14 protein-coding genes and 2 other annotated features are annotated in these 15,350 nt (G+C 39.1%); of the genes, 3 read left to right on the top strand and 11 right to left on the bottom strand.

All coding sequences use genetic code 11. The features are described 5' to 3' along the window. Nucleotides 1–65: 65 nt before the first annotated feature. Complete coding sequence (locus tag NSQ84_RS01870; protein ID WP_165381955.1) at nt 66–1,082, bottom strand: outer membrane lipoprotein carrier protein LolA; 1,017 nt, start codon at nt 1,080–1,082, stop codon at nt 66–68. Nucleotides 1,083–1,205: 123 nt separating this feature from the next. Next, nucleotides 1,206–1,568 (bottom strand): holo-ACP synthase, encoded by a 363-nt coding sequence (gene acpS, locus NSQ84_RS01865; protein WP_327873184.1) that lies wholly within the window; start codon nt 1,566–1,568, stop codon nt 1,206–1,208. Nucleotides 1,569–1,665: 97 nt separating this feature from the next. On the opposite strand from acpS, the gene NSQ84_RS01860 reads away from it, so the two are divergent. Continuing rightward, entirely contained in the window at nt 1,666–2,382 is a 717-nt protein-coding gene (locus tag NSQ84_RS01860; protein ID WP_327873185.1) for a rhomboid family intramembrane serine protease, read from the top strand. A gap of 40 nt (nt 2,383–2,422) precedes the next feature. Here NSQ84_RS01860 and NSQ84_RS01855 read toward each other — a convergent pair whose 3' ends face one another. The 5 genes from NSQ84_RS01855 to NSQ84_RS01835 form a co-directional block, all read right to left on the bottom strand. Further along, nucleotides 2,423–3,850 (bottom strand): PH domain-containing protein, encoded by a 1,428-nt coding sequence (locus NSQ84_RS01855; RefSeq protein ID WP_327873186.1) that lies wholly within the window; start codon nt 3,848–3,850, stop codon nt 2,423–2,425. Further along, a complete protein-coding gene (locus NSQ84_RS01850) occupies nt 3,840–4,319 on the bottom strand; it encodes a PH domain-containing protein (protein WP_063388223.1) in 480 nt (159 codons plus the stop codon). The genes NSQ84_RS01855 and NSQ84_RS01850 overlap by 11 nt, the downstream gene beginning before the upstream one ends. 136 nt (nt 4,320–4,455) lie before the next feature. Further along, nucleotides 4,456–5,835, bottom strand: a complete 1,380-nt coding sequence (locus NSQ84_RS01845) for a DEAD/DEAH box helicase (RefSeq protein WP_063388241.1) — start codon at nt 5,833–5,835, stop codon at nt 4,456–4,458. Nucleotides 5,836–6,151: 316 nt separating this feature from the next. Then, nucleotides 6,152–7,516: a UDP-N-acetylmuramoyl-tripeptide--D-alanyl-D-alanine ligase gene (murF, locus tag NSQ84_RS01840; RefSeq protein ID WP_327873187.1), complete on the bottom strand. Its 1,365-nt coding sequence runs from the start codon at nt 7,514–7,516 to the stop codon at nt 6,152–6,154. 56 nt (nt 7,517–7,572) lie between these two features. After that, entirely contained in the window at nt 7,573–8,670 is a 1,098-nt protein-coding gene (locus tag NSQ84_RS01835; RefSeq protein ID WP_066247084.1) for a D-alanine--D-alanine ligase, read from the bottom strand. A 160-nt stretch (nt 8,671–8,830) separates the two neighbouring features. On the opposite strand from NSQ84_RS01835, the gene NSQ84_RS01830 reads away from it, so the two are divergent. After that, nucleotides 8,831–9,151: a thioredoxin family protein gene (locus tag NSQ84_RS01830; protein WP_063388220.1), complete on the top strand. Its 321-nt coding sequence runs from the start codon at nt 8,831–8,833 to the stop codon at nt 9,149–9,151. Between the two features lie 223 nt (nt 9,152–9,374). Here NSQ84_RS01830 and NSQ84_RS01825 read toward each other — a convergent pair whose 3' ends face one another. Together NSQ84_RS01825 and NSQ84_RS01820 are read right to left on the bottom strand one after the other, a co-directional pair. Next, nucleotides 9,375–10,169, bottom strand: coding sequence for an HAD-IA family hydrolase (locus NSQ84_RS01825; protein WP_327873207.1), 795 nt, complete (start codon nt 10,167–10,169; stop codon nt 9,375–9,377). 141 nt (nt 10,170–10,310) lie between these two features. After that, on the bottom strand, nt 10,311–11,381 hold the full coding sequence (locus NSQ84_RS01820; protein WP_063388219.1) for a branched-chain amino acid aminotransferase: 1,071 nt from the start codon (nt 11,379–11,381) through the stop codon (nt 10,311–10,313). A 185-nt stretch (nt 11,382–11,566) separates the two neighbouring features. Then, nucleotides 11,567–11,819 (bottom strand) — a binding site (T-box leader). 54 nt (nt 11,820–11,873) lie between these two features. Continuing rightward, nucleotides 11,874–12,123 (bottom strand) — a binding site (T-box leader). Nucleotides 12,124–12,311: 188 nt separating this feature from the next. On the opposite strand from NSQ84_RS01820, the gene NSQ84_RS01815 reads away from it, so the two are divergent. Continuing rightward, nucleotides 12,312–12,791: a ferritin-like domain-containing protein gene (locus NSQ84_RS01815; RefSeq protein ID WP_066247086.1), complete on the top strand. Its 480-nt coding sequence runs from the start codon at nt 12,312–12,314 to the stop codon at nt 12,789–12,791. Between the two features lie 6 nt (nt 12,792–12,797). Here the strand turns inward: NSQ84_RS01815 and NSQ84_RS01810 are convergent, their stop codons facing one another. Further along, nucleotides 12,798–14,213, bottom strand: coding sequence for an FMN-binding glutamate synthase family protein (locus NSQ84_RS01810; protein ID WP_339212188.1), 1,416 nt, complete (start codon nt 14,211–14,213; stop codon nt 12,798–12,800). Next, nucleotides 14,206–15,342, bottom strand: coding sequence for a GerAB/ArcD/ProY family transporter (locus tag NSQ84_RS01805; protein ID WP_339212187.1), 1,137 nt, complete (start codon nt 15,340–15,342; stop codon nt 14,206–14,208). The genes NSQ84_RS01810 and NSQ84_RS01805 overlap by 8 nt, the downstream gene beginning before the upstream one ends. Nucleotides 15,343–15,350: the final 8 nt, after the last annotated feature.

Genomic DNA, 15,350 nt, shown 5'->3' with positions numbered 1-15,350 from the left:
TTCTTTTTAAACAATAGTACATAAAAAAGGCGGCAGAAGATCGTTTCTTTTGCCGCTCAATTTTACTACTTCCCTGATTGGCTTTGTACAGAACGAGCAACTGCAATCATTTCTTCTTGCGTCAGTTCGTTTGAAGCGAGCATATAATCCACACCATTATATGTCCATGTTAAAGAATTGTCGGTCAGCGCTCCAACTGCAAACCCTAAGTCGACCAGCTCTCCGCTGACAAATTCTGAAGAGGTAACTGGTGAAACTTCCGCAAGCTCCTCAATAAGAGTAAATGATTTTTCGCCTCCGTAAGTTAATACTACTCGTTTTCCGCTATCTGTATTCAGCTCTTTTTCTTGGACGAGATCGACACCTTCCGGCAAGTCTTCCTTAAGCGGATAAAGAACAGCAAATTGTTTGTTCGCTGATTGAGCCAAAACAGGAATATCCACTTGGGCATTGGACATCGTTTTTTCTATTTCAAAGGCATTTTTATCAAATTTTGGATTCGATTCAAAATTGGAAAATTCAACAGAAACAAGCGCATTCCGATCAACATCCATCACTTTCACATATGAAGGTGTCAAATTTTTCTTATGAAATGCAATTTTTTGGTATGGGAGCATTTGATTGTTTTGATAATTGGTTTTTGTTTCAAATACATAGTTCTTTTCCCCGACTTCGAATTTCGCTTCTTTATCCTTCAATATATCTTGGACAAGCGATTCATACAGGTAAGCTTGACTCGAATTTTGCGGCCAATTGCTTTGGAAACGGAAGCTTTTGTTCAAAGCAGGAGTCAGAACAAATACCCCATCATCATTTCTTAAAATAATCTGGCTTTGATCCCTGTCATCATTTTTTAATAGCACTCGATAATAATGGGGCTTTTTGTGCCAAATTTCCACTTCATACACATGCGGCTCTTCCGCTGTTTTGATCGTCATTTTGGCGTTCACCTTATAGCCTTTTAATTCTTCAATTTTTTTGTTCAATGCACTTGAAACGTCTTCTTTTGATTTTACGCCACATGCAGATATTAATCCCACAAAAAGCAAACAGACAATCACGAGCTTTACGCCTCTCGTCAAATTTTTCAACCCCTTTGCCTCAATTAGCGTCACTAGGAAGTTTTGAAGAGTCAGTGAACAATTTCTGACTTGTCTCCCCTACCGCATTACAACTATATGAGGCAAGGTCAGCAAATATGCAGACTAGCTTGACAGGCTTTCAATGATTACTTGTGCAGCAGCAAAATTTTTTGAATGAGTGATTGTCACAAACACCCGGTCTGATGTAATATTTTGCACAATGATCGGTTTCCCTTTTTCATCATGTAAAATTTCAATATCTAAAAAGCCCACTGTCTTTCCGATTCCTGTCCCTAATGCTTTGCTAAATGCTTCTTTAGCGGCAAATCTGCCTGCCAAAAACTCCAATTGTCTTGAATCCCGCAATTTGTTAAAGATTTCCTTTTCACGAAACGTTAAGATTCTGTCAATAATGTTGGATCTCCGCTCCATAATATCTTTCATCCTGTCCATTTCAACGATATCAAGTCCAATCCCAACGATCACACCATCACATCCCTTTAATTTTCTACTGTACTATTTATAAATTGAAAATCATACAAATGATTATAGAATACTTGTCCTGTTGAAAAGGAGAATTCACATGTTTCGCAGAACAGAAAGCCTTCACACTTTTATTCGCCTTTATCCTGCTGTCACGATCATAAGCTGCATACATGTTGTGTTATGGATTATGATGAAACTTTCTTTCCCAATATTTACGCTTCTATTTTCTTTTTTAACCGGATACAATGCAGGGGTTCATTCAGGGGAATGGTGGCGGCTCATTACACCAATTTTTTTGCATACTAGCTTTTCCCATCTTTTGTTTAATACAATCACACTTATTATTTTTGCCCCGCCGCTGGAACGAATGGTAAAGTCAATTTATTTTCTGGTCATTTACAGTGCATCAGGCATTATAGCCAACATTGTAACCTATTTGATCATGCCAATGGATTATTCTCATGCAGGAGCTTCAGGGGCGATTTTTGGCATTTTGGGCACGTACATGTTCATCTGTTTTTTCCGAAAGGAATATATGGATCAAAAAAACTCTCAAATGATCTTAACGGTTACAGCCATAGCTCTCGTACTGTCCTTTATTGATGCCCATGTCAATGTAGTTGCACATGTAACAGGACTTCTGGCTGGATTTTTGCTAGGTAAAGTGTTTGTCCGCAAAAAACCAAGCTTCATTCATTATACGTATTATCATCAACCGGTTCGGCAGGAAGGAATGAAATTATTTTTCAAAAAATGGTCGATATGGATTTTTGTTTTCGTTTTTATACTTGCGGCTATTTTATATGTGTTGTAAAAATTTAAATCACTCCCATCCACATGAGAGATGGGAGCTTCTAAACTTGTCCTTCACTTCTTCTTGAAAACCATTTATAAATTTCCATTCCGTCCTTTTCCTCGAGGTTTTTAACAGCAAAAAAGCTTCCAGTAGACTTGGAAATAATACTGCACTGAACAGAAGTCAGATCTTTTTGTCTCTGAAAATAGGATTGTTTCAATTCCAATGATTGAATCCGCTTTTTTTCGAAAAAGACGGTTGTCTTATTCAACACGCGGAAAGACAGCGTCAATTCTTTTCCATTTAAATACCAACCTGTATCTTTATATTGAAAAAATCCGAGCACCAGTGCAAAAGGAATAAGAATAAGTGATAAGTAGCCCCATGGTTTAAAAAACAAGCATAAAGGGATGGCTATGAGAAGTGATACAATCAGCATACGGAGCAAAAATCTGGACAGCGCACGCCGCGGAACCGGGTGCAGTGTCTCGTTTATCGTCAAATGAAAAAAGCTTTCAACCTTTTCTTTAACTTGTTTCTTCCGAATTAACGGAAACAAAATGGTCTCGACATCCTTGTCACTTCCGCCTCCCGCCGATTCAATATGTACAGTTGCATATCCAAAAGGCTGGCGCAGCCAATTTTCTGTTACTTTAATTGCTTGAATACGATCTATTGGTATAGAAATCTGTTTTTTTTCAAAAATGCCACTTGAAATAATAATCTGTCCGGCTTCTTCTCGAACTGTAAAATCTCCGTACTGGAGTAAAACCCCGATAAAGCTTATAATCCACGCAATGATCAAACCAATCAAACATAAGATGACAATCATCGTCACACTTGCATGGACAATCCATTCCAGCTTGTCAAATATTTTTTCGTACGGAATAATTTCATCAAATTGGCTTAAAAAGGCTACGATTGACAGAGCAACCCCTAAGCCGCTTGAAGTTGCTGCAGTAATAAGCAGTTCGTTAAAGCTTATTTTGTAAAGAACCCTTCCTTCTTCCAGTTTGTCTTGCTCTGCTTCTCCTTGTGCTATTTGTCTTTTTTGCTCCTTGATGATTGTCCGAATCTGTTCTGCCTCTTCTTTCCGTATGGCGCTAAGTTCAACCTCTGCTTCGCCCATGCCGCCCGCTGTTTCGATTTCAAGCTTCACTACACCGAAGAGGCGCTGGATGAAACCGGCGGTTACATTGATGGATTGAATTCTTTCAATCGGTATATATCGATTTTTTTTTAAAAAAACGCCCTGCTCAACACGAAATTCATTTTCTTCAATGCGATAAGTAAATTTCAACCAATTTAACACACTGGAAATGATCGTGAGTACAAGTGCTAGAATCGTTCCGATCAATAAAAACGACCGGATGTTTCCTATGTTTGTGACAAACAAGAAAATATTCGTTACTATAATTTCTTTAATCGCCTTCGCAATTTTCACTAAAACAGCTACGGGATGCAATCTTTTCTGATCATACATCATCCTTCGCCTCCCGTGCCAATTTCGAGATATAATCGCGAAGCTGATCCGCTTCTTCCATTTCCAGGGCAGGAATCTCGTGAACCGTTGCTGCAGTGGAAATAGTTACAGTCGCCAAGTTATATTTTCTTAAAATCGGTCCTTGTGAGGTATCTACATGCTGAACTCTCACCATTGGAACAAGCACACGGGTAACTGTAAACAATCCATGCTGCAAATCCAGTTCATTCTCATGAACTTCATATCGCCATATTTTCAACCGAATATTTGGAAAAATGAAAATGGAACAAATAGAAGACACCAACCAAATAATTGCCAATATAGGAATAATCCATTTCGGCCAGTTGAAAAAAAATATCAATAAAGATATGCCTATGATCACCAGCAACTCAACAATGCTCCAAATAGCCGCAGTGATCTTCCATACAGTAACAGCTTTAGGACTAATGCGATTTTGTGGTTCGCGCCGCAAGTTTTTCCCTCCCTTGTCTCCTTCTGTAAAAAATTACGTTTCATTTAGGCAAAAAGTTTCAAATATATAAAAAGGAGGCAGCTCCAAGTTTTGGAATGCCTCTTTTTCCATGTCTGATTATTCTTTTTCATTCCAATTATTTTGGGCTAGCCGATCCTTTTGTCGATCTTGCTGAATGAAAGGAGCGTTTCCGTCCAACCCGTTTGTTTTTTAAATCAAGCTTTCGTTTATTTCTGCTTTTTTCTTTCTTCATAGGGAGAGGAGGTTCTTCCGTCAATTTTACAGGTGTCGTATCCGGCTCCTTCGTTAACATTTTAATAGCTGCTGCAAGCAATGGGACGGAATCATATTTTTCCAATAGCTCCGCAGCAAAATTTTTATACTGATCTAAATTTTCAGTTTCCACTACAGAGCAAATTTTTTCGACCGTCATTTTTTGTTTTCCTACTAGTGCTTCATCTAAAGTAGGAGGACGCATTCGATCCATTTTTCTTTTTGTTGTATGCTCAATGGTTTCCAAAATACCGCGTTCCCTTGCGGTTATAAACGTCATCGCTTTTCCTGACTTCCCAGCCCGTCCTGTTCTTCCAATTCTATGCACATAGCTTTCAGGGTCTTGAGGTACATCAAAATTATATATATGGGTGATACCAGATATATCAAGCCCTCTGGCTGCTACGTCTGTTGCAACAAGTACATCAATGGCTCCATTTTTAAATTTGTTCAAAACAGATAAGCGTTTCGCTTGGCTTAAATCGCCATGAATTCCTTCTGCTGAATAGCCGCGGACATTTAATGCTTCAGAAAGTTCGTCCACTCGGCGCTTTGTCCTGCCAAACACAATCGCAAGCTCCGGTGATTGCAGATCAAGAAGTCTTGTCAAAACGTCAAATTTTTGTTTTTCAGGCACTTCTAAATAATATTGCTGCACATTTGGAACCGTTACTTCTTTCGCTTTTACACGGACATGAGTCGGATTTTTCATAAAACGTTCTGCAATTGATTTAATTGGACCAGGCATTGTTGCCGAAAATAGAAGGGTTTGACGCTCCCTAGGAATATTTGAAAGAATGTGCTCAATATCATCAATAAACCCCATGTTGAGCATTTCATCCGCTTCATCTAAAACGACAGTGTGCACAGAATCAAGCCGCAGCGTATTGCGCCGTATGTGATCCAATAACCTTCCAGGTGTTCCAACAATGATGTGGGGAGGCTTCTTCAAAGCCCGAATCTGCCTGGAAATGTCCTGGCCTCCGTAAATCGGCAATACTCTTGTCCGTTTATCATAGCCGATTTTATATAACTCTTCTGATACTTGTATAGCAAGTTCCCGTGTTGGGGCTATCACAATCGCTTGAACAGCTGAATCATGAACATTAATTTTTTCTACTAAAGGGATGCCAAAAGCTGCTGTTTTTCCTGTCCCTGTTTGCGCTTGTCCAATGATGTCTTTATTGTTCAAGCCTAAAGGGATCGCCTGCATTTGAATGGGAGTCGCTTCTTCAAAGCCCATTCTTTTTATTGATTTTAACAGCTCCGGACTCAACCCGAACTGGTGAAACAAATTTGTCAATTTTTCCAAACTCCTTTAAGACTTTTATTAAGCGCTGCTGGATAAAAAGGCTCTTGTGCGTATTTTCTAGAAACTGTAAGCTTATCATAGTCGTGAGAATCAGTGTAAACTCCGATTTTTGCTGGAAAGTACGCATAGGGATTTTTATCCATTCACCGCAGGTGTTATCATACCATTTCCATCAATCTATTTCAACTTACCGCACTATAGCTAAAAAAGCATAAAAACAAAAGCACAAGCAAAATGATGTTTTATTTTATTCTTCCATTAATGCATGAACAACATCTTCCAGCTTCATTCCTCTGGACGCTTTCACTAACACAAGATCTTTTGAGCCTGCAGCTTTCTTTAATTCATGAATTAGTTCATCTTTGTCAAAAAACACATGAATTTTTCTTTCATCTATAACTTTCTTTGCACCAACGGCAATTTCTTTTCCGAGTTTTCCAAATGTAAAGAGGTGATCAATTTCTTGATCAGACAGCATCATTCCTACTTCTTGATGAAGTTCAACTTCTCTTTCGCCAAGCTCCAGCATATCCCCTAAGACAAGAATTTTTTGCGAATATCCTTTTAGACCATGGACTAGATCAATGGCTGCTTTCATCGCTGTAGGATTCGCGTTATATGCATCATTTATGATGGACAGACCGTTCTTCGTTTGAATCAATTCAAGTCTCATGTTTGTTATTTTCAAATCGCGAAGCCCTTTTTCAATACGATTCAGTCCGATCTTTAGGAGTTCTCCAACAGCGATCGCTGCCAATGCGTTTAAAACATTGTGACGGCCTAAAACAGGGATAAAAAAAGGCTGTTCAGCTATATTGGCGCGAAACCGTGTTCCTTCACCCAACAGCTCCATTGATGTCGGAAAAAGATTATTGTTTTTCTTTTCTCCAAACGTTACGGTTTGACATGAATAATCTTTTTTTAACAAAGGCTCATCACCATGATAAATGAGCGTTCCATTCTCTTTTAAACCCTTTATAATTTCAAGCTTTGCTTCCGCAATCCCTTCACGAGAGCCTAAATCTTGTAAATGAGCATCGCCGATATTGGTAATGACGGCTATATCAGGACGTGCAATTGATGATAATAATTCAATTTCTCCCTTAGCGTTCATGCCCATTTCTAATACGGCCACCTCTGTATCTTCAGGCATATCTAATATTGTTAAAGGCAGACCGATATGGTTATTGAAATTCCCTTTCGTTTTATGCACGCGATACCGAGTGCCCACAACCGATGCGATCATATCTTTTGTCGTTGTTTTGCCATTAGAGCCTGTAATCCCTACTACTTTTGGGTTTACTGCCAACAAATAGTGAGAAGCAATCTGCTGCAATGCTGCCAAGGTGTCGTCGACAATGATCAATGGTTTGTCTTGCGGTGGATTCGGGACTGATCTAGACCATAAGGAGGCATGAGCACCATTTTCGAACGCTTTCTCGACAAAGTCATGTCCATTAAACTTTTCGCCAATAATGGGTACAAATAAGTTTCCTTTACGGACATTCCGCGAATCAGTCGTTACTCCTTCGATGGTAATCTTCTCAAATTCCTCTTTTAATTCTGCGTTGTTTGCCATCTGCTTAATTGCTGATAATTGCCGTTTTATCATGCTATTTTGTTCTCCTTTCAAAAGGCGGCTTTACACAGCCGCCCTAAGAACGATCTTTAAATAGTATACTTGATTCTCTGTTTTAGTTCATATCGCTCGATTCCAAGCTGAACCAATTTTTCAATCAACGCCGGATAATCGATGCCGCTGTGCTTCCATAAAAGAGGGAACATGCTAAACGGCGTAAATCCAGGCATTGTGTTCACTTCATTGATCAACGGTGTCCCGTCTTTTCTCAAGAAAAAGTCTGCCCGAACAAGTCCAGAACCATCGATAGCTTTAAATGCTTTCAGCGCCATTTTCTTGATTTGTTCATATTGCTCTTCCGTTATGTCAGCTGGAATAATGAGCTCCGTATCTCCGTCTTCATATTTCGCTTTATAATCGTAAAACTCTTTTTTCGGAGCAATTTCCCCAACAACAGAACAGATCGGTTCGTCATTTCCAATTACTCCGATTTCAACTTCCCTTCCATCAATACTTTCTTCAATAATCAGCTTCCGATCATACAGAAACGCTTCTTCAATAGATTGAATGAGCGATTGCCGATCTTTTGCCTTGCTGATACCTACGCTTGAGCCGAGGTTGGCTGGCTTTACAAAGCAAGGATATCCGAGCTGCTCCTCGACTTTTTGAAAAACCTTCTCTTTATCTTTTTCCCAGTCTTTGTTCGTAAACCAAACGTACTTTGCCTGAGCAAGTCCTGCTTGGGCAAATAAATTTTTCATAATGATTTTATCCATTCCTGCTGCTGAAGCCAAAACTCCATTCCCAACATAAGGTATATTCAGCAATTCCAGCATTCCTTGTATCGTTCCATCTTCACCATTCGGTCCATGCAATAGCGGAAATACGACATGGACTGGATCAGCGCTTCCTGGAGCGTTAAATAGCTCTTGACTGAAAGGTACCGGCAAATGTTCACCTTTTTCTCCAGCTTCGGAATTTCCCGCTAGAAACTTCAAGTCTTCTACTCTTTCAACTGGACCGTTCAATTGCTTTCCTTTTACCCATTGCCCTTGCTCCGTAATGTAAATTGGATATATGTCAAATTTATTTTTATCGAGAGCGTTTATTACTGCCCGAGCTGTTTGTAATGATACTTGATGCTCGGCAGATTTGCCCCCATATACAAGCGCCAGTTTGATTGCCATTTATTTTTTCCTCCCGTTTTGAAAAAAATCATCTGTTTTATTTTATCATTATATAGGTTGTTTTTGTTATCATTGCCGAACAATTTATTTGCGGGAGAAAAAAATTCACTTCTTCTTTACCATGAATTAAAATAAATACGAAGGAAGGAGGGGTTATCCAATGAAGCCAATAGAGACAGCAGAACAGTTTGAACAAGTGATTCAGAGCAATCAAGAAACCATCATCAAGTTTTTTGCCGATTGGTGCCCTGATTGCAAAAGAATGGACATGTTTATCGGCGACATTTTAGAAGAATACGGTCAATATGAATGGTATGAGATCAATAAAGATCAATTCCCCGACCTAGCTGAAAAATATCAAGTAATGGGAATTCCAAGCATTTTAATTTTTAAAAACAACGAAAAAATCGCTCATCTGCACAGCGCATACGCAAAAACACCTGAGGAAGTGAAAGAATTTTTAGGCTCGCATCTTAAATAAAGAAAAAGCCGCTGGGGGTGTCTAATAAGTCGTTTTTACGGCTTATAGACGCCCCCATGAATGTTTTAGAAACGTTGATATATCGGTGTTTATGATTTTTTGTTTTCAATGGCGATTTGATTTTCTGGACAGCCCTTTCATAAAAAGCACGAATCTAAAAAAACTGGACTTCGGATGTATTTTCATCCAGTCCAGCCTCAATTCTTTTCCTATCAAAATATTTCTATTCCTTTTTTAAATCCTCTAAAACCGTCAATAAATCTCTTAATTGGCTGATTTCATAGTCTGGAGTGACTTCTCCGCTAAGCTCCAACTGCTTTCGATTAATCCAAACAGACCGGATATTTGTCCGTGATGCCCCAAGTATGTCAGTGCTCAGTTTGTCTCCAACCATTACCACTTCATTGCTTTGAACACCCATTAAGTTTAGTGCGTGTTCAAAAATTGACGGATCAGGCTTACCTTTGCCGAACTCACCTGAAATGACAATATGCTCAAAATACGATGAGAGAGCAGAAACACTAGCAATCTTTTCTTTTTGCAGGCTTGGATCCCCGTTTGTTAAAAGAAGCAAACGATAGTTTTGTTTCAGCCGTTCTAATACTTCAAATGTATCTTCATATACGAGCGGTCTTTTGCGCCGTTCTGCATGAAAAAGCTCAGCCAGCTTTTCCCCGAATTCAGCATCATCTATACCGACCGCCTTCAAACCGTTCGTCCAAGCATCTTTTCTGTAAACAGGCGCCAATTGATTAAGCTTCCCAAACTGTTCGTGCACGATTTCGCTAAAATTTGCCCAAAGGCCTTCAAACGGATTGATGCCAATCATTTTTGTAAATGGATATGTTTCATAAGATTCATACAATTTTCTCGCTTCTTGACGAACCGCTTCCTCAAGCTGTTTTGAATCAACCCCGTATTGTTCTTCTGCTGTGGTGCAAACATATTGGAATGTGTCGCTGACGCTTTTTTCATCCCAAAGAAGTGTATCATCTAAGTCAAAAAAAACAGCTTTAATCAATCATCTATCTCCTCTCCATTTTCTGTTCCATTCTTACCTAAAAACAATTTTTTGTCACTGCCAATATTTCTGATTCGAAAGCAAATAAAGATGGATGGCACCTTAATATATTTTATTTGAAATCAATATAAAATTGAATTATACCTCTTTCGTCCAGCCGAACTTGTCTTCCGCTTTTCCGTATTGAATGTTCGTGATCGTTTCATAAAGCTTTTTAGAAAACTCGCCTGTTTCAGAATTATTCAATAGCATTTTATGCTCATTCCATTTCAGCTCTCCGACCGGCGAAATTACCGCTGCTGTTCCTGTTCCGAAAACTTCTTCCAATTCCCCGTTTTTGTAGGCATTGAAGATATCTTCTATTGAAATGCGTTCTTCATGCACCGGTACTCCCCAATCTTTCACTAGCTGGATAACGGAGTCTCTTGTTATACCGCTCAAAATGCTTCCGTTTAATTTTGGCGTGTACACTTCACCGTTGATTTTAAAGAAAATGTTCATACTTCCAACTTCTTCAACATATTTATTTTCTTTTCCATCGAGCCAGAGCACCTGATCGTATCCTAATTCTTCCGCTTTTTTTTGGGCGTATAAGCTAGCTGCATAGTTTCCGGAAGTTTTAACATGACCAACTCCTCCCGGTACAGCGCGTACATATTCATCTTCAACATAAATTTTTACAGGAACGAGCTGACGGCCTGAATAGTAAGCTCCAACTGGCGACAGGATAATCATAAACTTGTATTCGCTTGCTGGTCTAACTCCTAAATATGGTTCCGTTGCAATGATGAACGGTCTGATATATAAAGAAGTACCTTCTTTATTTGGAATCCAATCTCTTTCCACTTCAACAAGCCGCACAATTGCTTCCAATACTAGATCAGGGTCAATGGGCGGGATACACATTCGTTCGCAAGAGCGGTTCAATCGCTCTATATTTTTATCCGGTCTGAATAACAATGTGCGGCCGTCATTCGTTTTATAAGCTTTCAGCCCTTCAAAAATTGCTTGCCCGTAATGAAATACCATTGCTGACGGGGACAGCACCAACGGTTCAAACGGCACTATACGAGGGGAATGCCACCCTTGCACCTTATTATAATCCAATATAAACATATGGTCTGTAAAATGTTTTCCAAATCCTAACGATTCAAGATCAGGCTTTTCTTTTAACCGGTCCGATTTAATAAATTCAATAACTTGATTCATGTTCATCCATCCTTTCTCATTATTTTAATTTTATTGTGCGCTGCTGACTAGACCTATTTGGTTGCCAATTTTTATTGAATGCTTGATTGGCTAAATCGGGCTTTTCTTTTAGCGGGCAGCATGGCGAAATAGCCAATTAAAAAAACATGCCCCAGCAATCACCAACGCATAAAACATCGGTTGATTGCTGGGGCGAGATGCTTCGCGGTACCACCCAGCTTCTCTGTATTCCTCACAGAATACAGACTCAGCAAGTCACACATAGATGACTTTCTTCGTAACGGAAGATCCGTTGTTTTATACTTTGGCCAAAAGCCATTTCTAAAACAAGGCTCCAAGGCGATCTTCAAAGAGAGATAACGGCTGGCCTTTCAGCCTATGGGTCAGCTCTCTAATACGTCATCGCTCTCTTCTACTGCTCCTTTTCCTCACCTTTTTCATATGAAATTATCAAAATAAAAACTCGCCCCAATCCAAAAAGAAATATTGGATTGTTGAGGCGAGTTTTTCGCGGTACCACTCAACTTTTCTGTATTCCTCGCGAAATACAGACTCAGCAAGTCACGTACATGACTTTTCTTGATAACGGAAGAACCGTTGCTTTATACTTTAGCTTGCGCTATTTCTAAAACAAAGCTCCAAGGTGACCTTCAAAGAGTGGTGAACGACTGACCTTTCAGCCTGCGGGTCAGCTCTCTATGCGCCACCGACCTCTTTTACTGCTCCTTTTCTTTGCTTTTCTTATCTGAAAATAATTTATTTAGTAAATAATTTTGAAAATGATTATATAACCTCTTTCGTTTTAAGTCAATAAGAATTTAGTTATTAACAAAAATTTGTTTCCGACACGTCTCGATTTCACCCAATTCATCACTTTTTCTCTATATCTGAATAAACTGTCATAAGAAAAATGAAAGGTGGGATATTTGCATGTATGCTAATACACATTATGTAAACTACTATTATCCAGTTTACGACCACAGCTTCATTAGACAAAATAGAAACAACAGCTCCATTGACAATATACTGAAGGCTATCTTAAACGGAATTTCTTCTGAAGCAAGTGCTATTGATTTTTACACAAGATTGGCAAAGGCGGCGGAAACTTCTGAACAGAGACAGGCAATTGAACATGCGCTAGAAGACGAAAAAATACATTTACGAACATTCACGCAGCTTTATCAAACATTAACAGGAAAAAAACCGGTTTATCAAACAAAAATAACTCGATTCCGAAATTTCCAAGAAGGTCTGCGGATCGCTTATGAACAAGAATTGGAAGCATATGAGACATACCGCGATAATTATTTATCTACACAAGATCCAATGATTCGAGATGCTTTCTTTAGAGCCATGACTGATGAAATTGAACATGCGTTAAGATTTAGCCACGTACTAAACAAGAAATAGTCGAAATCAATTTTTGCTTCCAGTCATATGAGCGGTCTCATTTGGGTCAAATGCTAAAGGGACTTTTGTAATTTTACTTGTTGTTTCATCAAGTGCGACAAGATCACTTTTGTTCACATCATGAACATTTGTTTTCCCTAAACCTTTGACAGCGACCTGTATTTCTTCCGAAAATGACGTTAAAAAATTAGATAAATAATATGCTGCCTCCTCTTTATTAAATTGATCCGCCATTCTTCCGCTATAAAAGGCCAATACCGTCGGTGGCTCAAATGGTATTGTTTTTACGACCTGTGTATGCGTCATTGCCCATAAAGCAGCAGTTCCTATATAAACAGCGTCTGCTCCAAGCGCCAAAGCCTTCAATGCATCCCCGGGTGTATTGATTCCGCCGCCAATCAATAAGCTCACTTTTCCTTTCATTTCTCTTTTTGTTATATAGTGGACAGCCCTAGTCAATGCATAAATCGTCGGCAATCCGAAATCATCTTGTATGATCGGCGCCGATCCTTTTGTACCTGCCTGACCGCCATCAATCGAAATAAAATCCACACCTGCCAAAAGTCCGTATTCAATATCTTCTTCAAGCCTGTTGCTTGCACAAATTTTGATTCCGATCGGGACTCCTCCAGTGAGTTGTTTTAATTCTTTTACAACCTTTCTTAAATCGTTCGGACTGTTCCATTCATTGAATCTTCTTGGAATAACTGCGGTCTCATCCGGTTTTAAACCTAATATATCACGGGCTTTTCCTTGCAAAAATTCAGGTGAAATTCTTGCCGGGACAGCAGCTGAAGCTCCTTGTCCAATATGGATTTCCACAGCATCTGCCTGTTTTAATACATCTGCATTTTTCCCCCAATTCGCAGTGTGGTATTGAACGATCAAATGCTTTGCCCGTTCACGTTCCTCTTGCAAAAATCCCCCTTCACCAATGTTACAGGCTGTTCCGACAACGGCCGTTCCCCAGGCTTGGGCAATTCGAACTTGTTCGCTTACGCCAAGACCGTATGCCATCCCGCCAAGCAAAACAGGCATATCAATTGTGAGAGGTTTTTTGGCCAAGGGACCAATAACCGTTTTCATTTCCACTTTTGCGTCATCTTTTGCAGGAAAAATTGCAAGTTGAGCGGGTGAAAAGACGAGTCCGTCAAAATTAAGAAATTTTCGCGGGCTACCAAACGGGCGGTCAATAATTTTCCCTTCTGCAGCCCTCAAGCTGTTCTCAACGACAATCCTTGGACTTATCCGCGTAAAGGCACTGACCATTTCCCATACATTTTCCATATAGGGATCACCCATGAGAATTTTTGTAAATGATGAAACAGCCTTTTTAATAAGAGGGCGAATAGTTAATAACACGATCACATATGTCAGAAGGGGACTTAATAATAATGCACCTATTACCAAAAATTCATTCATCCTTCATCGATCCTTTTGAATAAGGTTGTAGATGCTTTCTTTTTTGCCATTTGCCGCGAATGGCTATGATCACCAGCAATATACAAGGAATAATAATTAAAATCGGCAGCTCAATGAACAATGGAAGCTTTTCCTTAAAAAGCTCTTTTTTTTCAATCTCATTTTCCACACTTACAATTGCAATGACAAAAATCATGATCGCTGCAGGCAGTATAAAAGGCTGGTGCTTTTGTTTTTTAAACAGCTCCGCCATTCCTACAACTCCTGCATAAAAAAAAATATTTAATTTTACGAAAAGGCCGATAAATAAAGTTAAAATGACAATCGGATCCATTCTCTGAAAAAAGTCGCCGACATTGATTTTTTGGGCTGTATTAAGCAAAGGGAGATCGGCTAATTCCGTTCCGTACACCCCAAGCACTGCAATAGTTAATGCAAAAGTCCATGAGACGGCCAAACCGCTGAATAAAACCGATAACGTTCCAATTCGCACACCGTTCTGAGGTTTGTTTAAGTATGGAAGTATCATGAAAAAGACAACCATTTCGCTATAAGAAATGATAGACGGAAACACCGCTTTGATTAAAGGAAATAAGCCATCTTCTAAAATTGGCAAAAGATGTATCGGATCAACAATTCCGGAGGCAAACACTAAAAAATTTCCCATTATCCCTAGAGTGATCATGATAAAGAAAAGCAGCTGGGCAACTCTTGCGAACACTTCAATTCCTAAAAAGCATGAATAAGAAATAAGTAAAACTCCCATCAATAAAACCACTTCAAGAGGCGTTTCAGGCAAAAGATATTTAATGATGTTATCCCCAGTATCCCGCAATATAAAGCCGGCGATTAAGATAAAATAAAAATTATATATGATTGAAAGCACTGTACCAACAATTTTCCCTGTGTTTTCCAAAAATATTCCTGTCAAGGTTAGGTTTGGAAAACGATTATAAATTGGACCGTAAATCATTAAAATAAGGAGAATGTTAATTCCGGAAACAACTAACACGGCGATCCAATTATTTTGCTTTACTTCCAATCCTAGCCCTGTGACAATCAGACTTCCAAATTGAAACAAAAATATAAATGAAAACATCTGTAACCCATCGATTTTTGCTTTTTCCATATAAAATT

The sequence above is a fragment of the Aeribacillus sp. FSL K6-3256 genome (genome assembly GCF_037965805.1).
In the GTDB taxonomy this organism is placed as follows: domain Bacteria; phylum Bacillota; class Bacilli; order Bacillales; family Aeribacillaceae; genus Aeribacillus; species Aeribacillus composti.
This window is presented reverse-complemented; position numbering and strand designations above follow the sequence as displayed.

Bases quoted from the DNA above. Each gene is read 5' to 3' on its own strand.
- NSQ84_RS01860 (WP_327873185.1), top strand. From the start codon at position 1,666: ATGTTTCGCAGAACAGAAAGCCTTCACACTTTTATTCGCCTTTATCCT.
- murF (WP_327873187.1), bottom strand. From the start codon at position 7,516: ATGATAAAACGGCAATTATCAGCAATTAAGCAGATGGCAAACAACGCA.
- NSQ84_RS01810 (WP_339212188.1), bottom strand. From the start codon at position 14,213: ATGAATGAATTTTTGGTAATAGGTGCATTATTATTAAGTCCCCTTCTG.
- NSQ84_RS01835 (WP_066247084.1), bottom strand. From the start codon at position 8,670: ATGGCAATCAAACTGGCGCTTGTATATGGGGGCAAATCTGCCGAGCAT.
- NSQ84_RS01855 (WP_327873186.1), bottom strand. From the start codon at position 3,850: ATGATGTATGATCAGAAAAGATTGCATCCCGTAGCTGTTTTAGTGAAA.
- NSQ84_RS01805 (WP_339212187.1), bottom strand. From the start codon at position 15,342: ATGGAAAAAGCAAAAATCGATGGGTTACAGATGTTTTCATTTATATTT.
- NSQ84_RS01820 (WP_063388219.1), bottom strand. From the start codon at position 11,381: ATGAATCAAGTTATTGAATTTATTAAATCGGACCGGTTAAAAGAAAAG.
- NSQ84_RS01815 (WP_066247086.1), top strand. From the start codon at position 12,312: ATGTATGCTAATACACATTATGTAAACTACTATTATCCAGTTTACGAC.
- NSQ84_RS01830 (WP_063388220.1), top strand. From the start codon at position 8,831: ATGAAGCCAATAGAGACAGCAGAACAGTTTGAACAAGTGATTCAGAGC.
- NSQ84_RS01845 (WP_063388241.1), bottom strand. From the start codon at position 5,835: ATGGGCTTTGAAGAAGCGACTCCCATTCAAATGCAGGCGATCCCTTTA.